Annotated in this window: 24 protein-coding genes; 20 read left to right on the forward strand and 4 right to left on the reverse strand. The window is 62.6% G+C overall.

Annotated elements, in window-relative coordinates; all coding sequences use genetic code 11:
• From JNK99_RS05315 to JNK99_RS05330, 4 genes are all read left to right on the forward strand, one after another.
• A partial coding sequence (locus JNK99_RS05315) for a cytochrome c oxidase subunit 1 (protein WP_291849692.1) occupies positions 1 to 1,479 on the forward strand: 1,479 nt, incomplete at its 5' end.
• The gene (locus JNK99_RS05320; protein ID WP_291849695.1) at positions 1,476 to 1,640 is read left to right on the forward strand and encodes a hypothetical protein; all 165 of its coding nucleotides are present in this window, start codon (positions 1,476 to 1,478) and stop codon (positions 1,638 to 1,640) included. The genes JNK99_RS05315 and JNK99_RS05320, both read left to right, overlap by 4 nt.
• A 4-nt stretch (positions 1,641 to 1,644) precedes the next feature.
• Positions 1,645 to 2,250, forward strand: coding sequence for a cytochrome c oxidase assembly protein (locus JNK99_RS05325; RefSeq protein ID WP_291849697.1), 606 nt, complete (start codon positions 1,645 to 1,647; stop codon positions 2,248 to 2,250).
• Between the two features lie 3 nt (positions 2,251 to 2,253).
• On the forward strand, positions 2,254 to 3,114 hold the full coding sequence (locus JNK99_RS05330) for a cytochrome c oxidase subunit 3 (RefSeq protein ID WP_291849700.1): 861 nt from the start codon (positions 2,254 to 2,256) through the stop codon (positions 3,112 to 3,114).
• Here JNK99_RS05330 and JNK99_RS05335 read toward each other — a convergent pair.
• The gene (locus JNK99_RS05335) at positions 3,102 to 3,302 is read right to left on the reverse strand and encodes a twin transmembrane helix small protein (protein WP_291849703.1); all 201 of its coding nucleotides are present in this window, start codon (positions 3,300 to 3,302) and stop codon (positions 3,102 to 3,104) included. The two genes, JNK99_RS05330 and JNK99_RS05335, sit on opposite strands and share 13 nt — an antisense overlap.
• Here JNK99_RS05335 and JNK99_RS05340 point away from each other — a divergent pair.
• Genes JNK99_RS05340 through cyoE form a run of 3 tightly spaced genes read left to right on the forward strand, consistent with a single transcriptional unit; the run spans position 3,301 to position 5,621 of the window.
• Entirely contained in the window at positions 3,301 to 4,101 is an 801-nt protein-coding gene (locus JNK99_RS05340) for an SURF1 family protein (RefSeq protein ID WP_291849706.1), read from the forward strand. The genes JNK99_RS05335 and JNK99_RS05340 overlap by 2 nt on opposite strands.
• Before the next feature lie 10 nt (positions 4,102 to 4,111).
• A complete protein-coding gene (locus tag JNK99_RS05345) occupies positions 4,112 to 4,711 on the forward strand; it encodes a hypothetical protein (protein ID WP_291849709.1) in 600 nt (199 codons plus the stop codon).
• A gap of 13 nt (positions 4,712 to 4,724) precedes the next feature.
• Positions 4,725 to 5,621, forward strand: coding sequence for a heme o synthase (gene cyoE, locus JNK99_RS05350; protein ID WP_291849712.1), 897 nt, complete (start codon positions 4,725 to 4,727; stop codon positions 5,619 to 5,621).
• On the opposite strand, the gene mpl is transcribed toward cyoE, so the two are convergent.
• Positions 5,583 to 6,983: a UDP-N-acetylmuramate:L-alanyl-gamma-D-glutamyl-meso-diaminopimelate ligase gene (mpl, locus tag JNK99_RS05355; RefSeq protein WP_291849715.1), complete on the reverse strand. Its 1,401-nt coding sequence runs from the start codon at positions 6,981 to 6,983 to the stop codon at positions 5,583 to 5,585. The genes cyoE and mpl overlap by 39 nt on opposite strands.
• A 112-nt stretch (positions 6,984 to 7,095) precedes the next feature.
• On the opposite strand from mpl, the gene JNK99_RS05360 reads away from it, so the two are divergent.
• The 8 genes from JNK99_RS05360 to JNK99_RS05395 all read left to right on the forward strand — a co-directional run bounded on the left by JNK99_RS05360 (position 7,096) and on the right by JNK99_RS05395 (position 13,560).
• Positions 7,096 to 7,695, forward strand: a complete 600-nt coding sequence (locus JNK99_RS05360) for a hypothetical protein (protein ID WP_291849718.1) — start codon at positions 7,096 to 7,098, stop codon at positions 7,693 to 7,695.
• Between the two features lie 4 nt (positions 7,696 to 7,699).
• Positions 7,700 to 8,251 (forward strand): TlpA disulfide reductase family protein, encoded by a 552-nt coding sequence (locus JNK99_RS05365; RefSeq protein WP_291849722.1) that lies wholly within the window; start codon positions 7,700 to 7,702, stop codon positions 8,249 to 8,251.
• 48 nt (positions 8,252 to 8,299) lie between these two features.
• Positions 8,300 to 8,791 carry a type II 3-dehydroquinate dehydratase gene (aroQ, locus tag JNK99_RS05370; protein WP_291849725.1) on the forward strand — a complete coding sequence of 164 codons (492 nt, stop codon included), beginning with the start codon at positions 8,300 to 8,302 and terminating at the stop codon, positions 8,789 to 8,791.
• An 85-nt stretch (positions 8,792 to 8,876) separates the two neighbouring features.
• The gene (gene accB, locus JNK99_RS05375) at positions 8,877 to 9,320 is read left to right on the forward strand and encodes an acetyl-CoA carboxylase biotin carboxyl carrier protein (RefSeq protein WP_291849728.1); all 444 of its coding nucleotides are present in this window, start codon (positions 8,877 to 8,879) and stop codon (positions 9,318 to 9,320) included.
• A 14-nt stretch (positions 9,321 to 9,334) separates the two neighbouring features.
• Complete coding sequence (gene accC / locus JNK99_RS05380; protein ID WP_291849731.1) at positions 9,335 to 10,699, forward strand: acetyl-CoA carboxylase biotin carboxylase subunit; 1,365 nt, start codon at positions 9,335 to 9,337, stop codon at positions 10,697 to 10,699.
• A gap of 16 nt (positions 10,700 to 10,715) precedes the next feature.
• Positions 10,716 to 11,609: a 50S ribosomal protein L11 methyltransferase gene (gene prmA, locus JNK99_RS05385; protein WP_291849734.1), complete on the forward strand. Its 894-nt coding sequence runs from the start codon at positions 10,716 to 10,718 to the stop codon at positions 11,607 to 11,609.
• Positions 11,610 to 11,612: 3 nt separating this feature from the next.
• A complete protein-coding gene (locus JNK99_RS05390) occupies positions 11,613 to 12,533 on the forward strand; it encodes a DUF3426 domain-containing protein (protein ID WP_291849737.1) in 921 nt (306 codons plus the stop codon).
• A gap of 91 nt (positions 12,534 to 12,624) precedes the next feature.
• On the forward strand, positions 12,625 to 13,560 hold the full coding sequence (locus tag JNK99_RS05395) for a carbohydrate kinase family protein (protein WP_291849740.1): 936 nt from the start codon (positions 12,625 to 12,627) through the stop codon (positions 13,558 to 13,560).
• An 83-nt stretch (positions 13,561 to 13,643) separates the two neighbouring features.
• On the opposite strand, the gene JNK99_RS05400 is transcribed toward JNK99_RS05395, so the two are convergent.
• The gene (locus JNK99_RS05400; protein ID WP_291849743.1) at positions 13,644 to 14,060 is read right to left on the reverse strand and encodes an MliC family protein; all 417 of its coding nucleotides are present in this window, start codon (positions 14,058 to 14,060) and stop codon (positions 13,644 to 13,646) included.
• Positions 14,061 to 14,233: 173 nt separating this feature from the next.
• Entirely contained in the window at positions 14,234 to 15,376 is a 1,143-nt protein-coding gene (locus JNK99_RS05405; RefSeq protein WP_291849746.1) for a glutaredoxin family protein, read from the reverse strand.
• Positions 15,377 to 15,741: 365 nt separating this feature from the next.
• On the opposite strand from JNK99_RS05405, the gene JNK99_RS05410 reads away from it, so the two are divergent.
• From JNK99_RS05410 to JNK99_RS05430, 5 genes are read left to right on the forward strand one after another with little or no spacing between them, the layout of a single operon-like run.
• Positions 15,742 to 16,344: a 2-hydroxychromene-2-carboxylate isomerase gene (locus JNK99_RS05410; RefSeq protein WP_291849749.1), complete on the forward strand. Its 603-nt coding sequence runs from the start codon at positions 15,742 to 15,744 to the stop codon at positions 16,342 to 16,344.
• A complete protein-coding gene (locus JNK99_RS05415) occupies positions 16,344 to 17,963 on the forward strand; it encodes a carboxyl transferase domain-containing protein (RefSeq protein ID WP_291849752.1) in 1,620 nt (539 codons plus the stop codon). The genes JNK99_RS05410 and JNK99_RS05415 overlap by 1 nt, the downstream gene beginning before the upstream one ends.
• A 9-nt stretch (positions 17,964 to 17,972) precedes the next feature.
• Positions 17,973 to 18,767: an enoyl-CoA hydratase/isomerase family protein gene (locus JNK99_RS05420; RefSeq protein ID WP_291849786.1), complete on the forward strand. Its 795-nt coding sequence runs from the start codon at positions 17,973 to 17,975 to the stop codon at positions 18,765 to 18,767.
• Between the two features lie 11 nt (positions 18,768 to 18,778).
• Positions 18,779 to 20,815 carry an acetyl/propionyl/methylcrotonyl-CoA carboxylase subunit alpha gene (locus tag JNK99_RS05425; protein ID WP_291849755.1) on the forward strand — a complete coding sequence of 679 codons (2,037 nt, stop codon included), beginning with the start codon at positions 18,779 to 18,781 and terminating at the stop codon, positions 20,813 to 20,815.
• Position 20,816: 1 nt separating this feature from the next.
• Positions 20,817 to 21,740 carry a hydroxymethylglutaryl-CoA lyase gene (locus JNK99_RS05430; protein WP_291849758.1) on the forward strand — a complete coding sequence of 308 codons (924 nt, stop codon included), beginning with the start codon at positions 20,817 to 20,819 and terminating at the stop codon, positions 21,738 to 21,740.
• The last annotated feature ends 36 nt before the right edge of the window (positions 21,741 to 21,776 follow it).

A 21,776-nucleotide genomic window follows, 5' to 3' on the forward strand; every position in this document is an offset into this window, starting at 1 on the left:
GCGCTGATCATGTTCTTCGTTGGCGGCGCGATGATCCTTGCCGTGCGTGCCGAGCTGTTTCAGCCAGGTCTGCAGCTGATGCAGCCGGAGTATTTCAACCAACTGATCGGTGTCCATGCGCTGGTGATGATTTTCGCCGCCCTGATGCCGGCCGCGACGGGTTTTGCCAACTGGCAGATTCCGCTGATGATCGGGGCGCCCGACATGGCTCTGCCGCGCATCAACAACTGGGGCTTCTGGCTGTTGCCGCCGGCCGCGACATTGCTGACACTGCCCTTCATCCTGGCGATGTTCGGTATCGGCGATGGCGCGGTTAATACCGGCTGGACCCTCTACGCACCGCTCTCCGTGCAGGGTGGAATGGGCGTGGACTTCGCCATCTTTTCGATTCACATTCTCGGCGTGTCGTCGATTCTGGGCTCGATCAACATCATTGTCACGATCTTCAATCTGCGCGCGCCCGGCATGACCATGATGAAGCTGCCGCTGTTTGCCTGGGGTTGGCTGATTACCGCATTCCTGTTGATCGCCACAATTCCGGTGCTGGCGGGCGCCGTGACCATGCTGCTCACCGATCGCCATTTCGGTACCAACTTCTTCAATGCCGCCGGTGGTGGCGACCCGATCCTCTTCCAGCATCTGTTCTGGTTCTTCGGTCACCCGGAGGTCTACATTCTGTTGCTGCCGATCTGGGGGCTCATTCCGCACGTTCTCGGGACCTTCTCGCGCAAGCCGATCTACGGCTACAAGGCGCAGGTGTACTCCTTCATCGCCATCGGCGTGCTCTCGGTGATCGTCTGGGCGCATCACTTCTTCACCGCCGGAATGCCGGTACCGGCCCTGCTCTATTTCATGTACAGCACAATGTTCATTTCACTGCCGTTGGCCGTCCTCTTTTTCTGCTGGGTGGCCACCATGTGGCGCGGTGCCATGAGCTTCGAAACACCGATGCTCTTTGCGCAGGGCTTCATCGTTCTGTTCGGCATTGCCGGCCTGACTGGCCTGATTCTGGCTGACGTCGCCGCCGACGCCCAGTATCACCACAGCTACTTCGTCGTCGCGCACTTCCACTACGCCTTGTTCGCGGGTGGCATCATGGGCGTGATGACCGGTGTCTACTATTGGCTGCCGAAATGGACCGGCCACATGTTCAGCGAAACCCTGGGCAAGTGGCACTTCTGGCTGACCGTGATCTCGTTCAACCTCACTTTCATGCCGCAGTTTTTCCTGGGCTTGGCCGGCATGCCGCGCCGTATCCCGGACTATGCCCTGCAATTTGTCGAGTTCAACGCGATTTCGACGGTTGGCGCCTTCATTCTTGGTTTCTCGCAGCTGATCTTTGCTTATAACGTCTGGAAGTGCGTCAAGGGCGGCACCAGGGTTACCGACAAGGTTTGGGATGGCGCCGAAGGTCTTGAATGGGCGCTTTCTTCACCGCCACCACATCATTCCTGGGAAGTCCAGCCGGTGATCAAGTGATCGCAGCGAGCGAAGAAAGCAAGAGTGCGGTGGATTTGCCGGAAGGCTTCACGCCCGAGGAACTCGACCGCCGTCGCGCAGTAAGCCGGCGCCTGGCCTGGGTTTTGGGTCTGGCGGCGTTGGCGATCTATCTCCTTGGTTTCATTTTTTATCGACCGTGAGACGATGGGAACAGGTCTGATTGGCAGCCAGCCACCGGTTGCCCTGCGCAGCAACCGCAGTCTGGTGTTCAAGCTGCTGTTGCTGGTTGCTGCCGCCTTTGCCTTCGGCTTTGCTTTGGTGCCGCTCTACGACGTGCTATGCGCGGCTACCGGTTTCAATGGCAAGACAAACCAGGGCAAGCTGGGCGTCGGCGGGATCGCCGGCCCCGCGGCAGCGCCATCACGCATCGATCTCGGACGCATCGTCACGGTCGAATTTACCGGCACGGTGATGCCCGGGCTGCCCTGGGAAATGCGCCCGCTGACGCCCACCCTAGATCTCCATCCGGGTGAGTTGCACCAAGTCCGCTTTCTGGTGCACAACAGTTCCGATCGCAGCATCGTTGGCCAGGCCGTACCCAGCGTGTCACCAGGGCAGGCGGCGCAGCACTTCGAAAAGCTGGACTGCTTCTGTTTTTCACAGCAGACGCTGGCGCCGGGCGAGACGAAGGAACTGCCCCTCACCTTCATCGTCAAGCCCGAGATCGGCGAACAGATCCGTACCGTGACCCTGTCCTACGCATTCTTCAATGTCGATGGCCAGAAAACAGCTTCTCAAGAAAGAGAGTGACGAATGACCACCTATACCTCACCGCATTCACAGCACTATTTTGTTCCGCAGCCGAGCCCCTACCCGTTCATACTCTCAGCCGGCATGTTCCTGCTGGCCTTGGGTTTCATCCTGAAGATGAACGCTTTCGCGGCAGGCGGATGGATCATGCTGGCTGCTGCCGCAGTGATCGTGTTCGTGGTTTACAACTGGTTCGGCAAGGTGATCGGCGAGAACCAGAGAGGCTCATACAGCCAGTGGGAGGACAAGTCGTTCCGCTACGGCATGATCTGGTTCATTGCCTCGGAGGTTGCCTTCTTTGCGGCCTTCTTTGGTGCCTTGTTCTACGTGCGTAATGTTTCGGTCCCTGCGCTGGCCGGCATGGATCCCGCTTTCACACTGTGGAAGGATTTCACCGCCGCCTGGCCGTCGGCCGGTCCCAAAGGGCCATCCTTTACGCCAATGGGTGCGTGGGGTATTCCGGCACTGAACACGGCAATCCTGTTGACCTCTGGTGCCACCCTGACCTGGGCGCACTGGGGATTACTGAAGAACAACCGCAGTCAGCTCAACCTCGGGTTGCTGCTGACCATCATCCTCGGTGTGACCTTCCTGGGTTTTCAGGCCTACGAGTACCACCATGCTTACACCGAAATGGGACTCACGCTCGGTGCGGGAGTGTATGGCGCGACCTTCTTCATGCTCACCGGCTTCCATGGTTTCCATGTGACGCTCGGAGCAGTCATGCTGATGGTGGTCTATGGCCGCTGCCTGAAAGGCCACTTCTCGGCCGAAAGACACTTTGCCTTCGAAGGTGTCGCGTGGTACTGGCACTTTGTTGATGTCGTATGGCTTGGTCTCTTCATCCTGGTTTACTGGTTGTAGCCGGGTATCCAGCCCAGCCGGAAGCCGATCAGGAGCAAGGCAAAGATCAGGATCGACAGACCGATACGCAGTGTCAGTGCCTGGGCGGTGCGGACCCCGGTGCCGCGGTCGCGGTAAAGAAAGAAGAGCCCGGAGAAGAGGCTCCCTACCACACCGAACAGCAAGAGAATGACGATGAGCTTGAACATGGCGGACTCCGCGGAAAGGAATCCGGATTATGCTCGCTGCGCCGGGACCGAGGCAACAGCAGCACAGCAACCCCGACCGCCGTTGCGCTTTCGGCCCCGCTGCTGGTCCACTCTGCTGGTCCTGCTTCTCGTCCCCTTGTTCATTTCCTTCGGGCAATGGCAATGGAACAAGGCGAACGTCAAGGAAAGCAGGCAGGCACTGCGGGATGAACGCAATGCCGAGCCGGCGGTACAGGTTCCAAGCTCGCCTGCCGATCCGGAATCGTTGCGTTATCGCCAGGTGGTGGCGCGAGGTACGTACGAGCCCGCATTTCAGATCCTGGTCGACAACCGCATTCACCGTGAGCGGGCTGGTTACCATGTCCTGACTCCCTTGCGGCTCGAGGGCAGCGAGATGCGTGTGCTGGTCAATCGTGGCTGGGTTCCTGCGCTCGCCGACCACAGTCATTGGCCACAGGTGGAGACGCCCACCGGGGTGCATGAGGTTACCGGGATGGCCGTGGTGCCGGGAACCCGTTATCTCGCCCTGGGCCCCGATTCCCCGAGCGTGGACTCCTCCGGGTGGCAGGTGGTCTGGCAGAATCTTGATCTGGTCCGCTACCAGAAACTGATCAACTTCCCGTTGCAACCGATGGTCATCGAGCTTGCACCTACCAGTCTGGCGGGTGGTTTTGCCCGTGAGTGGCCGCGTCCGGACGAGAAGATCGAACGCCATATCGGTTATGCCTTCCAGTGGTGGGGCTTTGCGGTTGCCACCATCATCATCTGGCTGGCCGTAAACCTGCGTCGCCAGTCGTGAGTTGGACGCGATGAGCATCGCCATGCTGACACCCGGGCAGCGAACGATGCTGCTGGTGACGGCGCTGCTCGCACTACCGTTTGCCGTTGCCTTTGGTCTCTATTGGTTTGAATGGCGTCCGGCCACACTGGCCAATCATGGGCAACTGCTCGAACCGCCGCGACCGCTGCCGGACAGCGGGCTGACCCTGGTCGACGGCAATCCGTTGCCGACTGCCGATCTGCGCCGCAAGTGGACGCTGGTGATGGTCAGCAACTCGCCCTGTAGTGCCGTTTGCCAGGACGACCTGCGGCAGATCAGGCAGGTTCAGGTCGCCTTGAACAAGGAGATGGTGCGCCTGCGGCGCGTGTTGCTGGGCGCCAGTGTCGCGGCGCTGCGCGCCGATCCGGCACTGCCCGAGATGCAGAAAAGCTATCCGGATCTGCTGATTGCCGCTCCCGAAGTCGGTGAACCGGGGAACGCATGGCGGGTACTTCTCGACGGCTCCAGCCATCGTTTCTACATCATTGACCCCTTGGGCAATGTCATGATGCGTTACCCGGAAAAGCCCGAGATGCAGGGCATGCTCAGAGATCTGGAGCGCTTGCTGAAGTACTCATGGGTGGGATAGTGGAGGAAAATCGATGAGCCTCACCAGCACCAGTTCCCGCCGCTCGTTCGGTCAGCGTCTGGCCGCTTTCTTCGAGCTGTGCAAGCCTCGGGTGAACAGCCTGATCGTGTTTACTGCGATGATCGGCATGTTTCTGGCGAGCCCGTCCTTTCCGCCGTTTGGCCTGTTTCTCGCAGCGTCGATCGGCATTGCACTGGTGGCTGGGGCGGCTGCCGCGATCAACTGCCTGATCGAACAACAGATCGACGCGCTGATGGCGCGCACGCGTGCGCGGCCAACGGCGCGCGGCGAAGTCTCGACTGCCGAAACATTGACCCTGGCGACTCTGGTCGGCGGCTTCGGCCTCGGCGTACTGCATGCGTTCGTCAATCCATTGACCATGTGGCTGACCCTGGCCACCTTTCTTGGCTACGCGGTGATCTACACGGTTTTTCTGAAGCCCGCGACGCCGATGAACATCGTCATCGGCGGGGCTTCCGGAGCCATGCCGCCGCTGCTCGGCTGGGCGGCGATGACCGGTGAGGTCGGTCCCGAGGCTCTGGTACTGTTCCTGATCATCTTCATCTGGACTCCGCCACACTTCTGGGCGCTGGCCTGCTACCGCTGCGCCGATTATGCGCGCTCTGGCTTGCCGATGTTGCCGGTGACGCACGGGATACGGCTAACCTGCCTGCACAGCCTGCTGTATGTGGTGATGCTGACCGCCGTGACCGTCATGCCCTATACGCTGGGCATGAGCGGCCCCTGGTATCTCGCTGCGGCGCTACTGCTCGATGCCATATTTCTGGTGTACAGCGTCACTCTCTGGCGCGACTATAGCGACAAGCTGGCCAGACTGACCTTTCGCTATTCCATCGTCTACCTGACGCTGCTATTCGCTGCTCTGCTGGCTGACCATTTCCTGCGTTGAACCTTTCGCAGCCAGTGCGGCCAGCAGCTTTTCGTGAATACCATCGAAGCTGCCGTTGCTCATTACCAGCACCTGATCGCCGGCGCGAGAGATATCGGCGATCTGCGCCACCAAGCGGCCGAGATCGTCTTCCAGGCTGACTTTTTCACCCAGTGGAGCAAGCGTTTCGGCAGCACTCCAGCCAAGACCGGCGGTATAGCAGAAGACCCGATCGGCTCCGTCCAGACTGGCGGGCAGCAGGTTCTTCATTGCGCCGAGCCTCATCGTGTTTGATCGCGGTTCGATGACCGCAAGAATGCGGCCGGCGCCGATCTTGCCGCGCAAACCGGCGAGAGTGGTCACGATGGCCGTCGGGTGATGGGCAAAATCGTCGTATACCGCCACGCCACCCTCGCTTCCGCGCAGTTCCATGCGTCGCTTGACATTGCGGAAACGTGCCAGCGCTTCCAGCCCGCGGGACAATGGCACTCCCGCGTGTCTGGCGGCGAGCAGGGCGGCAACGGCGTTGCTTCGGTTGTGCGCACCGGTCAGGTTCCAGGTCGTGCAGCCGAACAACTCGTTCCCTTGCAGCAAACGCAGGGAGCCGTCGCCATCATTCCCCTCCGCGTGCCAGCCGCCGACATCGTTGAAATGCTCGACCGGTGTCCAGCAGCCTCTTGCGAGAACACGTTCGAGACTGTCCTGCGCGGCATTCGAGAGAATCAGGCCGTTACGCGGCAAGGTGCGCACCAAATGGTGGAACTGCGTTTCGATCGCTGCCAGATCGACAAAGATGTCGGCGTGATCGAACTCAAGATTGTTCAGGATGGTCGTTCGCGGGCGATAGTGGACGAACTTCGAGCGCTTGTCGGAGAAAGCGGTATCGTATTCGTCGGCCTCGATGACGAAGAATGGCGAGTCCTTGATCTCGCCCGGCAAGCGGGCAGAGACTCCGAAATTCAACGGCACTCCGCCGACCAGAAAACCTGGGCTGAGGCCCGCGTCTTCAAGCATCCAGGCCAGCATGGCGGCGGTTGTTGTCTTGCCATGTGTTCCCGCCACCGCCAGAACCCAGCGGTCCTGCAGCAGGTTTTCGGCCAGCCATTGCGGACCGGAGAGGTAAGGCAGATGGCGATCGAGGATTTCTTCGAGCAGTGGGTTGCCGCGCGAAATGGCATTGCCGACCACGTAACGATCGGGTTCGAAGGCCGTCTGCGCAGCGTCGTAGCCCTCGATGACCTCGATTTCGGCCGCCGCGAGTTGCTGACTCATCGGCGGGTACACTCCGCTGTCACAGCCCGTTACCCGATGCCCGGCGGCACGCGCCAGTTGCGCGACACCCGCCATGAAGGTGCCGCAGATACCGAGGATGTGAATGTGCATGTCCGCAATCCAAGTTAAAATCAGGCCGAGGAGAAACGATTGTACCCCCGACGCGGGTTTTCCGTGCTCCGAACAGTCGTCACCCTTTGCCAGGATAACTTGGGAATCTTCAATGAGCAGCCACCAGGACCGACGGCGCAGTTCGCGACAGCGCAGCCGCGTTGCCGCTTTCGCCGCGCGTCTGATGGCCCAGGATGGCATCAGCGATGCCGCCCTGGCCAAGCGCAAGGCCGTGCGTAGTCTGGGTCTGCCCGAGAACGCCACAATGCCCGAGGATGGCGCGGTCGAAGCGGAGCTGCGCATCTACCAGCGCCTGTTCCAGGATGAGGAGCAGCAGGTCAGGAATGTGCATCTCTTGCGCATCGCGGCCCGGCTGATGGCGACAATGGCGCGTTTCAGGCCCTATCTCACCGGCCCGGTGCTCGAGGGTACGGCGGGCCGTTACTCCGAAATCGATCTTCAGCTCTTTCCCAACAGTGCCAAGGAGGTCGAACTCTTTCTCCTCAGCGAGCGGATCGAATACCGCCACAGCGTTCCGCGCACCGAGCGCGCCGAGGCGGTCCTGACGATCGTCGGTGATGATGCCGTGGCCAATCTGGTCATTTACCCACCTGACGAGGAGCGCGTCAGCTTACGTACGCGTGACGGCAAGGCGCGCGAACGAGCGCGTCTGGAGACGGTGCACCGGCTCCTGGCAGCCGCCTTGCGCTGATCGCATGATGCGCGGTCGCCGCCTCCTGATCGCTTTCCTGGTGGCGGCCATGGCCCTGCTTGCTGGTATCCATGCCGGCAGGCAGCGCTCCGGCATCACCGTTCAGCTTTCGCAGGAGGCCGGGAGGGAGGCGCTTGGCCGGTTGTTTGCCAGCAGTTTTGATGACCTGGAGGGCAAACCGCAACAGTTTGCCCGCTGGCAAGACAAGACGGTGGTGGTCAACTTCTGGGCGACTTGGTGCCCACCCTGCCGTGAAGAAATCCCTGCCTTTTCCCGCCTGCAGCAGCGCTACGCTGCCCAGGGAGTGCAATTCGTCGGCATCGCCCTGGACAGTGCAGACAACGTGCGTGCCTTTGCCGCGGCCTATCCGGTCAGCTATCCTTTCCTGATGGGTGGAGCGGCGGGGGTCGATCTGGCGCGGCAACTCGGCAACACCAGCCTCAGCCTGCCCTTTACTCTGCTGATCAGTCCGCAAGCAACCCTGCACCTGGTTCGTCTGGGCCCCCTGTCCGAGAGCGAGATCGATCTTGCGGTGCAGCAATCGCTTGCGCGCTGAAGACGTAATGCTGGACAAAATGCTGCCATTTACGGCAAACTTGCGGCCATGAAGAAGCAAAAAGACACTTCGGCGGCCGCCGACCAAGTGCCGGAAGCACCCCGCCTGCTCGTGCTGCACGGCCCCAATCTCAATCTCCTCGGTACTCGTGAACCAGGTCACTACGGGTCTACCACGCTGGCCGAGATCAATCTGGCGCTTGCTCACCGAGCCGAGGCCGTCGGCGTGCAGCTCGAAGCTTTCCAAAGCAACCATGAGGGGGCGCTGATCGAACGGGTGCATGCCGCCCAGCAGCAAGGTGTCCGCTATCTGATCATCAATCCCGCCGCCTATACGCACACCAGCATCGCGCTGCGCGATGCTCTCGCCGGGACAAACATTCCCTTTGTCGAAGTCCACCTCTCGAATGTGCACGCACGTGAGTCGTTTCGCCACCAGTCGTACTTTTCGGATCTGGCGGTCGGTGTCATCACAGGCCTCGGCAGTGAGGGCTACCTGCTGGCGCTCGAATACCTGCTCAGCAGGATTGCGGCGGAGTGAGGCCGCGGCTCATCTCATCTGTGGCCACCCGCCGTGGCGTGGCCCGAGTTTGCACCCTACAAGCACAATCATCGGAAGGAAACCCATGGACTTGCGGAAACTGAAAAAACTGATCGACCTGGTCGAGGAATCGAGCATCACCGAACTCGAGATCAATGATGCCGAGGAAAAGGTCCGCATCGTCAAACATGGGGGAATGGTCGCGCAGCATTATCCCATGTCGCCCGTCGCCGCAGCGTCGGCGGTGCCGGCGTCGGTGGCAGTGGCCGCGGCAGCCGAGCCGGAACTGCCGGAAGGCGACCCCGTCAAGGCGCCGATGGTCGGAACCTTCTACCGTGCGCCGAGCCCGGGCGCCGAACCCTATGTCGAGGTCGGCAGCCTCGTCAAGGCCGGCGATACGCTATGCATCATCGAAGCCATGAAGTTGCTCAACGAGATCGAAACCGAACGAGCGGGTACGGTGAAGGCGATCCTGATCGACAATGGTCAGCCGGTCGAGTTTGGTGAACCGCTGTTCATCATCGGCTAGGAGAAACCTCCACCATGTTCGGGAAAGTCCTCATTGCCAATCGCGGAGAAATAGCGCTGCGCATCCAGCGTGCCTGCCGCGAACTGGGCATCAAGACGGTGGTCGTGCATTCGGAAGCGGATCGCGAGGCCAAGTACGTCAGGCTGGCCGACGAATCGGTCTGCATTGGCCCGGCACCGTCGACCCAGAGCTACCTCAACGTTCCAGCCATCATTTCGGCGGCAGAGGTTACCGATGCCCAGGCGATTCACCCGGGTTACGGCTTTCTGTCGGAGAACGCCGATTTTGCCGAGCGTGTGGAATCATCCGGCTTCGTCTTCATTGGTCCGCGCCCCGAAACCATTCGCCTGATGGGCGACAAGGTGTCTGCCAAGGAAGCCATGCGGATCACCGGGGTTCCCTGTGTTCCCGGGTCCGAGGGGGCGCTTCCCGAGGATCCGAGGGAAGTCGTGCTGATTGCCAAGACCGTCGGCTATCCGGTGATCATCAAGGCTGCCGGTGGCGGCGGTGGCCGCGGCATGCGGGTCGTTCATACCGAAGCAGCATTGATCAATGCGGTCAACATGACGCGCACCGAGGCACAGAACTTCTTCGGCAATCCCAATGTGTACATGGAGAAGTATCTCGAAAACCCACGTCACGTCGAGATTCAGGTGCTGGCCGACAGCTTCCGGAATGCCGTCTATCTGGGTGAGCGTGACTGCTCGATGCAGCGTCGTCACCAGAAGATCATCGAGGAGGCGCCGGCTCCCGGCATCCCCACCCGGCATATCGTGCGCATCGGCGAACGATGTGCCGAAGCCTGCCGCCGGATCAACTACCGCGGTGCCGGAACCTTCGAGTTCCTTTTCGAGAACAACGAGTTCTATTTCATCGAAATGAACACCCGCATCCAGGTCGAACATCCGGTGACCGAGCTGATCTGTGGCGTGGACCTGGTGGCCGAGCAAATCCGGATTGCTGCCGGCGAGAAGCTGCGTTTCCGGCAGCGCGACCTGTCTTTTCGCGGCCATGCCATCGAGTGCCGAATCAACGCGGAAGATCCCTTCAATTTCGTGCCGTCACCCGGCAAGGTCAGCTTCTATCATCCACCGGGCGGGCCGGGGATTCGCGTCGACTCGCACATCTATCAGGGCTATACGATTCCGTCGCACTACGACTCGATGGTGGCCAAGGTGATCGCTTATGGCGACAGCCGTGACCAGGCGATTCGTCGCATGCGTACCGCGCTGTCCGAAATGAGCATCGACGGCATCAAGACCAACATCGCCCTGCATCAGGAACTCATGCAGGACTCCCGTTTCATGGAGGGTGGTACCAGTATTCACTACCTCGAGCAATGGCTGGCGGCCAAGGGCGAGGTCAAGAAGGGCGGCTGACCGTCGCCGACGAGCGATGGCCTGGCTATCCCTAAAGGTCCGGACCGACTGCCAGCATGCCGAGCGGCTGGCCGACGCGCTGCTCGACGCGGGCGCTCTGGCGGTCAGCATCGAGGATGCCGACGCAGGAACGGTGGACGAGCAACCCCAGTTCGGCGAGCCGGGCTCGATCAGCCGGCCGGGCTGGGAGCGTTCGCTGGTCGTTGCGCTGCTCAAGGCGGATACCGATGTTCGACAGTTGCTCGGGCAGTGCGCCGTGCTGGCCGGCCTCGAACAACTGCCGGCATTTTCCCAGGAAGAGGTGGCCGAGCAGGACTGGGTGCGACTGACCCAGTCGCAGTTTGAGCCGATTCGCGTCTCCGAGCGCCTGTGGATCGTTCCTTCCTGGCATGCGGCGCCCGACCCCAGGGCGATCGTCCTGGTGCTCGACCCCGGACTGGCCTTCGGGACCGGCTCGCATCCAACCACCCGCCTCTGCCTGGAATGGCTGGAGCGCTGCGTCCTCCCCGGGATGTCGGTCCTCGATTATGGCTGCGGTTCAGGCATCCTGGCAATCGCTGCCGCGCGGCTCGGTGCGACGCAGGTGGTGGGGGTGGACATCGACCCGCAGGCGGTCGGTGCGGCGATCAACAATGCTGAAGCCAACGGCGTCGATGCCCGCTTTCAGGACGCGGCGCGTGAGCTGAGTGGCCAGTTCGACCTCGTGGTGGCCAACATCCTTGCCAACCCGCTGCAGGTTCTGGCAGCGGCGATCTGCGCCCATCTGCGTCCTGGCGGACGCCTTGCCCTCTCCGGAATCCTCGTCGAGCAGGTAGACGAACTGATCGCCGCCTACGCGCCCTATCTGCCGCTCGCCCTGGCTGACAGCTGCGACGGCTGGGTGTGCCTGGCGGGCGGCAAGGCCTCCTGAGCCATGAAGACCTGCTGTCCGAGCTGCCAGACGATTTTCCGCGTCTCTTCGGAACAGTTGCGGGTGCGTGCAGGCAAGGTGCGCTGCGGTCAGTGCCGCGCCGTTTTCAATGCCATCGACAACCTGGTGGACGAAGATACCGTGGTTACGCCGCTCAGCCCACTGTCGGTTCCGGCCGCCGAGCCGGCGACGCCGGAACGCGAGGCAGAGGAACGACCCGCCGGCCAAGCAGAGACGGTGAAAGCCGTGCCGCTGACCGGGCCCGAGGAAGCCATGGTTTGCCATTTGCCGCCGCCGGTCGCCGAGCCGGACCCGGTGGCGGCAGGCCCGGCAAAGAACACCCCGGACCAGGCTCAGGCCGGCGGCAGCGCTCTGCCGGTTGCCGAAACGAACGTTGATGCGGATCAAGGCCAATGGCTGGGCGCACCACCCATGTCTGCCGACCGGAGTGTGCAGCGGACCTTTCTGGTTGCCGCCATACTCCTGCTGCTGCTCCTTGCCGCTCAGTTGGTATTTCATCTGCGCAGTACCCTGGCAATCAGCGCGCCGGCGCTACGACCCGCGCTTGAGGCGTTGAGCAACGCCCTGGGCAGCGAAATGCCGCTGCCGCGCCGGGCGGAGCTGGTGAGCATCGAGAGTTCGGATCTGCAGACCGACCCGGGGCGCAGCAAGCTGCTCGTCCTGCAGGCCAACTTGCGCAACCGGGCCAGCTATGCGCAGGCCTACCCGGCGCTTGAGCTGACGCTTACCGATACCCGGGACAAGGCCGTGGCGCGTCGTGTCCTGTTCCCCGAAGAATACCTGTCACCGGCTGCTCTCGAGGCGAAGTCCTTCGCGGCCAATGCCGAAGTCGAGATCAGACTCTGGCTGGAAGCAGTGCAGATCAACGCAGCCGGTTACCGGCTTTACGTCTTTTACCCGTGACCTGATCGTGCGTCGTGGCGGCCGGCGTGCGACGGTCCACGCTGCCACTCTTCCTTTTCCCAACAATATCCTCTGAAACATCGGAAATCCCATGTCCATACTCATCTGCGGCTCAATTGCGTTCGACAACATCATGGTCTTCCATGACCGCTTCAAGAACCACATACTGCCCGAGCAGATTCACATCCTGAATGTCGCTTTTCTGGTCCCCGAGATGCGGCGGGAGTTCGGCGGTTGCGCAGGCAATATCGCCTACAACCTCAGGCTGCTCGGTGGTGATCCGTTGATCATGGCCACCGTTGGCGATGACGCCGATCCCTACTTGGGGCGGCTCGACGAGCAGGGGCTGGCCCGTACCCACGTGCGTCGGGTTGCCGATAGCTTCACCGCGCAGGCTTTCATCACCACCGATCTTGACGACAACCAGATCACCGCCTTCCATCCCGGGGCAATGACCTACTCGCACCTCAACCGGGTGGCCGATGTGCGCGGTGCCACGCTGGCGATCGTCGCCCCCGATGGGCGTGACGGCATGTTGCAGCACGCGCATGACCTCGCGGCAGCCGGCGTGCCTTTTGTCTTCGATCCGGGCCAGGGTCTGCCGATGTTCTCGGGGGATGACCTGATGAACTTCATGCGCCTGGCCAGCTATGCCTGTTTCAACGATTACGAAGCGAAGTTGCTCTGTGACCGGACCGGTCGATCACTCGAGGAAGTCGCCACCGAAGTTGAGGCGCTGGTGGTGACGCGTGGCGGCGCCGGCTCGCACATCCACGCCAGCGGCGATTGTCTCGAGATTCCTTGTGTCGAGGCAGCGGCTGTCGTCGACCCGACCGGTTGCGGTGACGCTTACCGCGCGGGTCTGCTCTATGGCATCGCCGCCGGCTGGGACTGGGAGAAAACGGGCCGCCTGGCAGCCGTCATGGGCGCGATCAAGATCGCCCATCGTGGTGGCCAGAACCATCGTCCGACGCGTAGTGAAATTGCCGGGACCTTCGCCAGTGCGTTTGGCAGCGCCCCCTGGTAGGGCGGCACGGGGCATTTTTACGCGCTGTTCGGCGGCTTGGCGCCACCGGGGTCGAGGTGCCCCCGCGCGAGCGCCTGCCGGGCTCAACTATTTGCCGTTTTGTCCTGCGCCGCCTTGCATTCGTTGGCCAGTGGCCGGCCGGTGTTGGCGTCCATCAGGACACTCTTCCACGGCAGATCGATCCAGAGCAGGCCACTCTGCCGGTCCTCGTAGCGCGGCAGGCCCGAGCTGGAAGCCTGGCGTTGCAAGGTGTGCTGCCTGCCTTGCCAGCGTAGCTCGATCAGCCGGTCATTGGTCGAACGGCGTTCCACCTCGACGCTCTGGCCGTGTTCGCAGCGATATAAGCCGCTGGTCAGACGAAAGTCCAGTTGTTTCTTGCCGGCGCTCCTGCCCCCGGACTTCTGGGCGTCCGCCGAGCTTGTCGTCTGCTGCCCGTTGGTTGCGCAGGCAGCCAGTGCCGTGTTCAGGAAAGTCAGTACCAGCAGGCGTAGCAGCTTCACGCGTCGGGCTCTCGAATCCGTTGGAAAGCACAAAATAGCATGCGCGACGGCGCCTGGCCAGAAAATCGGTGACTGACGGCGATTGGCGGTGAGTGGCTCCTCGAACAGCAGAAGGAAAAACAGCTAGCATGAACTCCGTCCTCTGGAAGGCGAAAAACCGAGGGAATCTCATTTCAGCCGACAAGCAGATAAATGCCGAGGCCGAGCATCACCAGTCCTGCCAGCAGCTTAAGGAATCGCCCCTCCTTCTCCTGCAGGCGGCGCTGGCTCAGCGTGGCGACGCCGATTGCGAGAACGACGATGTCGTCGAGCATGTACATCAGGTTGTACAACAGCAGGTAGCCATAATGGCTCGCGGTGTCCAGCGGGCGCAGCGTCAGCAAGCGCGTGTACAGGGCCGGGAAACCCGAGGTGCATAGCAGTTCAACCAGTTGAACGAGCAGGGCCAGCACTGCCGTTCCGGTCATCGCCGGCCAGAGACGCCCGGCGCGTAGGATGGTGCGCAGCCGCGCGTAAATGCCTGGCCTGGCCGCGTGCGGGATGGACAGTGTCGGCCAGCGCCCGAAGGCTGCGAAATCCTTCAGGTTGAGCGTACCGGCGATGATCGCCAGCAGGCCGATGGCAATCTCGGAAAGGCGCGACATTCCGATCAGCAGGAACAGATTGAGCCAGGCAGCCATGAAGGCGAAATAGGCGATTCCCTCGATTGCCACGAAGGTGCCGGCGATCGCCAGCATGCGGCGCCGATCACCGAGCGTCGCGAGCATCGAGATCATCAGGATCAGTACCCACATCGAGCATGGGTTGAGCCCGTCGAGCAGACCGATGACGATGGTGAACAGTGGCAGGCCAAGCTCATCGACGCTCACCGTCCGGTCGAAGAAAGGAATGTTGATCGAATCCGCTGGCGGTGCCAGACACGTCGTCTCGTCAATCACGCCGCAGGCTGCTGTCGCATGCGTTGCAGCAGTCGGCGTCTGGCGATCGAGCAGCGAGCGAATCTGCGCACCGCTGGTCGCCGCCGTATCGAAGCCGACGACCAGCTCGTTGCCGATGCGCATCGTCGGCACCCCTGGCTGGGCGATGCCGGACTGGCGCGCCAGCTCGTTGAGGCGAGCCAGTGCCGCCGGGTCGCGCCGCACGTCGACGATGCGCACGCGCAGCTCCGGCCGCTGCCGCGCCAGTTCGTCGAGGAAGGCCTCGGCGGCGGCGCAATGCGGGCAACCTTCCCGGACGAACACCTCGATCTCGGTTACCCGGTTCTCTGTTGCCAGCGCCGCCACTTTGTGCCCCGCGCACAGCAGAGCGAGCAGCATGACTGCAGCGAGCAGGTGCAAGAACCGGGGGCAGGATGAGCGCGCTGGAGAGGATGCGTGGCGCATGAGCAAAGTATAGAGGCGGACAAGGTGGGGAGGAGCCCGGCCTTGGTGCTGGGCCCGCCAACCGAGGGGGCCGAGCGTGCCGGTTATCGCTGTTCGTGCTCGGTGGAGATGGCCAACTGCCTGCGCAGACCATCCTTGGCAGAATGTGCGGCTTGTTCGGGTGTCGCCGAGGCGACGGCGCCAACTTGCAACTGACTGCACCCCGCAGTGCCGCCAAGCGCTATGATCGTGTTTCTGAGCAGGAACGCGACGCAGAGTTTGGGATCGCAGACAACCATCCACCGCAGAAGAAGGAAATCATGCCGGAACCTCTCGAATTCTATTTTGATTTTTCCTCGCCCTACGGCTATCTGGCCTCCGAAAAGATCGACGATCTGGCGGCACGTCACGGTCGCGAGGTCAGGTGGCGTCCGATCCTCTTGGGGGTGGTATTCAAGCAGACCGGCGCTGCGCCGCTGACGCTCGTCCCACTCAAGGGCGAGTATTCTATCCGTGATTTCTCGCGTTCGGCGCGCTTCCTGGATGTTGCCTACCAGCATCCGTCGACATTTCCACTGGCTACGCAGCATGCCGCGCGTGCCTACTACTGGCTGCACGACCGTGACCGGGCAACGGCGCGCGCATTTGCGCACAGTGTTTTTCGGGCGCTTTATGTCGAAGGGCGGAACATCTCGGAGTGTGAAGTGGTGCTCGATCTTGCCGCCAGTCATCGGGTCGACCGCGATGGGCTGATGACAGCGCTGGCCGATGCCAAGCTCAAGGATCGTTTGAAGATCGAATGCGACACGGCACTTGCCAAGGGTGTCTTCGGTTCGCCCTATATCATTGTCGATGGCGAGCCGTTTTTTGGGGTCGACCGCCTGCCACAAATCGATCGCTGGCTGGCCAGCGGAGGTTTCTGATGTCCGTTTTGCAGACTCGTCTCAATACGCGCAGCCCCGACTTCAAGGCCAATGTCGAGGCCATGCGCAGCGTCGTTGCCGACCTGCGGGCGACCGTGGACCGGATCGCTCTGGGTGGGCCGGAAGCAGCCCGCCAGAAGCACCTGGCACGCGGCAAGCTGCTGCCGCGCGAACGGGTCAATGCGCTGATCGACCCGGGTTCGGCTTTTCTCGAACTTTCACAGCTCGCCGCCTACGGCATGTACGGCGAGGCGCACCCCTTCGAGGTACCGGCTGCCTCGCTGATTACCGGCATCGGGCGAGTGAACGGCGTCGAATGCATGATCGTCGCCAACGATGCCACGGTGAAGGGCGGCACCTACTACCCGCTGACCGTCAAGAAGCACTTGCGGGCGCAGGAGATCGCCGGCGAGAACCATCTGCCGTGCATCTATCTGGTCGATTCAGGCGGCGCCTTCCTGCCGATGCAGGACGAAGTGTTTCCGGACAAGGAACATTTCGGGCGCATCTTCTACAATCAGGCCAATCTGTCGGCAGCGGGCATTCCGCAGATCGCTGCCGTGCTGGGTTCATGTACGGCCGGCGGGGCTTACGTACCGGCGATGTCCGATGAGTCGATCATCGTCAAGGAACAGGGAACGATCTTTCTCGGCGGACCGCCGCTGGTCAAGGCGGCGACCGGTGAGGTGGTGAGTGCCGAGGACCTCGGTGGTGCCGATGTGCACACCCGCATCTCGGGCGTCGCTGATCACTTCGCGGAGAACGACGCGCACGCGCTGGCGATTGCCCGGCGTATCGTCGGCAACCTGAACTGGCGCAAACGTCCGCCACTCAGCCTTGGCGAGCCGCGTGCACCGCTTCATCCGGCCGAGGAACTCTACGGGGTGATTCCGACCGATACCAAGAAACCCTTCGACGTGCGCGAGATCATCGCCCGCATCGTCGATGGCTCGGACTTCGACGAGTTCAAGGCGCGCTACGGGGTTACCCTGGTCTGCGGTTTTGCGCGCCTCTGGGGCTACCCGCTGGGCATCGTCGCCAACAATGGCATCCTCTTCTCGGAGTCTTCGCTGAAAGCGGCGCACTTCATCGAGCTCTGTGCGCAGCGCGGCATTCCGCTGCTCTTCCTGCAGAACATCACCGGTTTCATGGTCGGCCGCAAGTACGAGAACGGCGGCATCGCGCGCGATGGTGCCAAGATGGTGACCGCCGTCGCCTGCGCCAGGGTGCCGAAGTTCACCGTGGTCATCGGCGGCTCCTTTGGTGCTGGCAATTATGGCATGTGCGGTCGTGCCTATTCGCCACGTTTCCTCTGGATGTGGCCAAACGCCCGCATTTCGGTGATGGGCGGCGAACAGGCGGCGAACGTCCTGGCCACGGTGCGGCGCGACGGTCTCGAAGCGGTTGGCAAAACGTGGAGCGTGGCGGACGAAGAGGCGTTCAAGGCGCCGATCCGCGAGCAGTACGAGGTGCAGGGCCATCCCTACTACGCCAGCGCCCGTCTCTGGGACGATGGCGTGATCGACCCCGTCGACACCCGCCGGGTGGTCGGTCTGGGCCTGTCGGCGGCACTCAATGCCGACACCGAGCCGACCAGATTCGGCATCTTCCGCATGTAAAGGCCAATGATGAGCGACTATCGATCAATCATCACCGAGGTCGACGGCGGCGTCGGCATCCTGACGTTGAACCGGGCGCAGCGCCACAACGCCTTCGACGAGGAATTGATCGCCGAGATCACCGCCGGTTTGCGCGAACTCGCATCCGCCCCGCAGGTGCGCATCGTCGTCCTGTCGTCTACCGGCAAGAGCTTCTGTGCCGGCGCCGATCTGAACTGGATGAAGCGCGCCGCAGCCTATACGCCGGAGGAGAATCTGCGCGACGCGATCGGGCTCGCCGAGTTGCTGTCGACCTTGAACGAACTTCCGAAACCCACCATTGCGCGCGTGCAGGGGCCGGCCTATGGTGGCGGTGTCGGTCTGATTGCGGCTTGCGACATTGCCATCGGCACTTACGATGCGCTGTTTGCGCTGAGCGAAGTCAAGCTGGGCATCGTGCCGGCGGTGATCAGCCCGTATGTTCTGGCGGCGATCGGTGAACGCTATTGCCGGCGCTACATGCTGACGGCCGAGCGCTTCTCGGCTGCCGAGGCCTACCGTATCGGCTTGCTGCACGAACTCGTACCGGGCGAGGAGCAACTCGACGACGCGATTGCCGAGCTGGTCGACACCCTGCTGGCCAATGGCCCGCAGGCGCAGGCCGAGTGCAAGGCGCTGATCCGGGTGGTCGCCGGGCAGCCGATCGATGCCGAGACGATCGAAGAGACCGCACAGCGCATCACGCGGGTGCGGGCCAGCGAGGAGGGCCGCGAAGGTCTGGCGGCTTTTCTCGAGAAGCGGCCGCCGAACTGGCTTGCCGACTGAAAGGTGGCTGAATGTTTAGCAAGATTCTGATTGCCAACCGCGGCGAGATCGCCTGCCGGGTGATCCGCACGGCTCGCCGCATGGGTGTGCGTACCGTCGCCGTCTATTCCGAAGCCGACGCCAACGCACGGCACGTGCGCCAGGCCGACGAGGCGGTGTGCATCGGTCCAGCGGCGGCGCGCGAGTCCTATCTGGTTGGTGAGCGGATTCTCGATGCGGCATGCCGCAGTGGTGCCGAAGCAATCCATCCCGGCTACGGCTTTCTCTCCGAGAATGACCAGTTTGCCGATGCCTGTGCTGCCGCCGGAATCGCCTTCATCGGGCCACCTGCCGCAGCGATCCGCGCCATGGGATCGAAGTCTGCCGCCAAGACGCTGATGGGTGCCGCTGGCGTCCCGCTGACGCCGGGCTACCACGGTGAACAGCAGGACCCTGTTTTCCTGCTACGTCAGGCCGACGCGATCGGTTATCCGGTGTTGATCAAGGCGACGGCTGGCGGTGGTGGCAAGGGCATGCGCCTGGTCGAGCGAAGCGAGGATTTCGCTGCTGCACTGGCCTCCTGCCAGCGCGAGGCGAGTTCGTCGTTTGGCTCCGGAGTGGTGCTGATCGAGAAGTATCTGAACCGGTCGCGCCACATCGAGATCCAGGTTTTTGCCGACACGCACGGCAATTGTGTGCATCTCTTCGAGCGCGACTGCTCGGTGCAACGTCGCCACCAGAAGGTGCTCGAGGAGGCACCGGCACCCGGCATGACGGCGGAGCGGCGGGCCGCGATGGGGCAGGCGGCGGTCGATGCGGCGCGGGCCGTGGGCTACGTTGGGGCCGGCACGGTCGAGTTCATTGCCAGCGATCGCTTCACCCAGGATGGCGGCTTCTATTTCATGGAAATGAACACGCGCCTGCAGGTTGAACATCCGGTGACCGAAATGATCAGCGGCCAGGATCTGGTCGAGTGGCAGTTGCGCATCGCCAGCGGCGAGCCTTTGCCCTTGCGTCAGGACCAGCTCGACATCCGCGGCCACGCGCTCGAGGCACGGATCTATGCCGAGAACCCCGAGCAGGAATTCCTGCCGTCGACCGGTCGGCTGCTGCATCTGGCGCGACCGGTCGAGAGTCTCAACGTTCGGGTCGACACCGGAATCGAACAGGGTGACGAGATCACTCCATATTACGACCCGATGATTGCCAAGCTGATCGTCTGGGATGTCGATCGCCACGCGGCGTTGGCACGCATGCGGCAGGCCCTGGCCGACTACCGCATCGTCGGCGTCAGTACCAACGTCGATTTCCTTTCCCGTCTGGTCGCCTGTCCGGCTTTCGCCAATGCCGATCTCGACACCGGGCTGATCGAGCGCAGCCGTGATTTTCTGTTTCCGTTGCGCAGCCAGCCGCCGAACAGTGTCTTCTTCGTCGCGGCGGTGGCCGGGCTGCTGCGCGAGCATGCGACGGCGCTTGCCAAAGCCAGCCGTTCGGGCGACCCCTGGTCACCCTGGAGCCTGCACGACGGCTGGCGGCTGAATCTGCAGCCGCGGCGGACGCTGACCTATCGCAGCGGCGATACCCTGCATGAGGTTTTCATCGCCTACGAGGCCGATGGCTGGCGGCTGACGCTGGACGGCGAGTCGGTTCTGGCGCGTGGCCGGGTGCTCGACAGCGGCCAGTTCGCCGGCCAGCTGGCGGTCGAACTCGACGATCGTCGTCTGGTGGCGAGCGTGATTGCCCTCACCGAAAAGCAGGAACAGAAGCGCCATGTCTTCCTCGACGGCAGCAATTACGTCATTCTGCGCGATGACCCGCTACACTTGGTCGAGGCCGGCGGCGCGCAGGGTGGAGGGTTGACGGCGCCGATGCCGGGCAAGGTGATTGCCTTGCTGGCGGCGCTTGGTCAGCAGGTGGAGAAGGGCGCACCACTGCTCATTCTCGAGGCGATGAAGATGGAGCACACGATCACCGCGCCGAAGAATGGTCGGGTGCAGGCCTTCCGCTACGCGGTCGGCGATCAGGTGGCCGACGGTGCCGAACTGGTCGACTTCGCAACGGAGAAATGAGATGGCCCTGCCGAACCGGGTGAAAGTGGTCGAGGTCGGACCGCGTGATGGTTTGCAGAACGAGCAGCAGATCGTCCCGGCGGCGATCAAGATCGAATTGATCGAGCGCCTTGCCGATGCCGGGCTGTCGGTCATTGAGGCGACCTCGTTCGTGTCGCCGAAATGGGTGCCGCAGATGGCCGACAATGCCGAGGTGCTGGCGGCGCTACTGGCCAGTCCGCGCCGTCGGGCCGGTGTGTCGTATCCGGTGCTGACGCCCAACCTCAAGGGCTTCGACGCGGCGGTCGAAGCCGGTGCGCAGGAAGTGGCGATCTTCGGTGCGGCCTCGGAAACCTTCTCGCAGAAGAACATCAACTGCAGTGTCGCCGAAAGTCTCAAGCGCTTTGCCGCGGTGGTCAATGCCGCAGGTGCGCTCGAGATCCCGGTGCGCGCTTATGTTTCCTGCGTCGTCGCCTGTCCCTACGAGGGCGCCGTTGCTCCCGAGAAAGCCGCCTGGGTGGCACAGCGCTTGCTGGACATGGGCTGCTACGAGATCTCGCTCGGTGACACGATCGGCGCCGGTACGCCGGCATCCATTCAGCGAATGATCGAGGCGTGCGCTGCCGTGGTGCCGGTCGAGAATCTCGCCGGGCACTACCATGACACCTACGGCATGGCCATCGCGAATATCTACGCCTCACTCGAACTCGGTGTCGCGGTGTTCGACAGTTCGATCGCCGGTCTTGGCGGTTGCCCCTATGCAATCGGCGCCAGCGGCAACGTGGCGAGCGAGGACCTTGTCTTCCTGTTGCAGGGGCTGGGAATTGATTGCGGGGTGGACCTCGCTGGTCTGCTCGCCGCCGGCCGGTTCATTTCGGCTCATCTTGGTCGGGCACCGGCGTCGAAAGCGGCGCGTGCCTTGCTGGCCCGGCAGGGTCGGCAGTGAGCGGCCGTCTCGTCCGCGGGAAGGAATGGCCGTGAC

Source organism: Accumulibacter sp., from assembly GCF_016789985.1.
Lineage (GTDB): Bacteria > Pseudomonadota > Gammaproteobacteria > Burkholderiales > Rhodocyclaceae > Accumulibacter.

Bases quoted from the DNA above. Each gene is read 5' to 3' on its own strand.
- JNK99_RS05415 (WP_291849752.1), top strand. From the start codon at position 16,344: ATGTCCGTTTTGCAGACTCGTCTCAATACGCGCAGCCCCGACTTCAAG.
- mpl (WP_291849715.1), bottom strand. From the start codon at position 6,983: ATGCACATTCACATCCTCGGTATCTGCGGCACCTTCATGGCGGGTGTC.
- JNK99_RS05410 (WP_291849749.1), top strand. From the start codon at position 15,742: ATGCCGGAACCTCTCGAATTCTATTTTGATTTTTCCTCGCCCTACGGC.
- aroQ (WP_291849725.1), top strand. From the start codon at position 8,300: ATGAAGAAGCAAAAAGACACTTCGGCGGCCGCCGACCAAGTGCCGGAA.
- JNK99_RS05340 (WP_291849706.1), top strand. From the start codon at position 3,301: ATGGCGGACTCCGCGGAAAGGAATCCGGATTATGCTCGCTGCGCCGGG.
- JNK99_RS05335 (WP_291849703.1), bottom strand. From the start codon at position 3,302: ATGTTCAAGCTCATCGTCATTCTCTTGCTGTTCGGTGTGGTAGGGAGC.
- cyoE (WP_291849712.1), top strand. From the start codon at position 4,725: ATGAGCCTCACCAGCACCAGTTCCCGCCGCTCGTTCGGTCAGCGTCTG.
- JNK99_RS05405 (WP_291849746.1), bottom strand. From the start codon at position 15,376: ATGCTGCTCGCTCTGCTGTGCGCGGGGCACAAAGTGGCGGCGCTGGCA.
- JNK99_RS05420 (WP_291849786.1), top strand. From the start codon at position 17,973: ATGAGCGACTATCGATCAATCATCACCGAGGTCGACGGCGGCGTCGGC.
- accC (WP_291849731.1), top strand. From the start codon at position 9,335: ATGTTCGGGAAAGTCCTCATTGCCAATCGCGGAGAAATAGCGCTGCGC.
- JNK99_RS05360 (WP_291849718.1), top strand. From the start codon at position 7,096: ATGAGCAGCCACCAGGACCGACGGCGCAGTTCGCGACAGCGCAGCCGC.
- JNK99_RS05390 (WP_291849737.1), top strand. From the start codon at position 11,613: ATGAAGACCTGCTGTCCGAGCTGCCAGACGATTTTCCGCGTCTCTTCG.
- JNK99_RS05345 (WP_291849709.1), top strand. From the start codon at position 4,112: ATGAGCATCGCCATGCTGACACCCGGGCAGCGAACGATGCTGCTGGTG.
- JNK99_RS05365 (WP_291849722.1), top strand. From the start codon at position 7,700: ATGATGCGCGGTCGCCGCCTCCTGATCGCTTTCCTGGTGGCGGCCATG.
- accB (WP_291849728.1), top strand. From the start codon at position 8,877: ATGGACTTGCGGAAACTGAAAAAACTGATCGACCTGGTCGAGGAATCG.
- JNK99_RS05330 (WP_291849700.1), top strand. From the start codon at position 2,254: ATGACCACCTATACCTCACCGCATTCACAGCACTATTTTGTTCCGCAG.
- prmA (WP_291849734.1), top strand. From the start codon at position 10,716: ATGGCCTGGCTATCCCTAAAGGTCCGGACCGACTGCCAGCATGCCGAG.
- JNK99_RS05395 (WP_291849740.1), top strand. From the start codon at position 12,625: ATGTCCATACTCATCTGCGGCTCAATTGCGTTCGACAACATCATGGTC.
- JNK99_RS05325 (WP_291849697.1), top strand. From the start codon at position 1,645: ATGGGAACAGGTCTGATTGGCAGCCAGCCACCGGTTGCCCTGCGCAGC.
- JNK99_RS05425 (WP_291849755.1), top strand. From the start codon at position 18,779: ATGTTTAGCAAGATTCTGATTGCCAACCGCGGCGAGATCGCCTGCCGG.
- JNK99_RS05430 (WP_291849758.1), top strand. From the start codon at position 20,817: ATGGCCCTGCCGAACCGGGTGAAAGTGGTCGAGGTCGGACCGCGTGAT.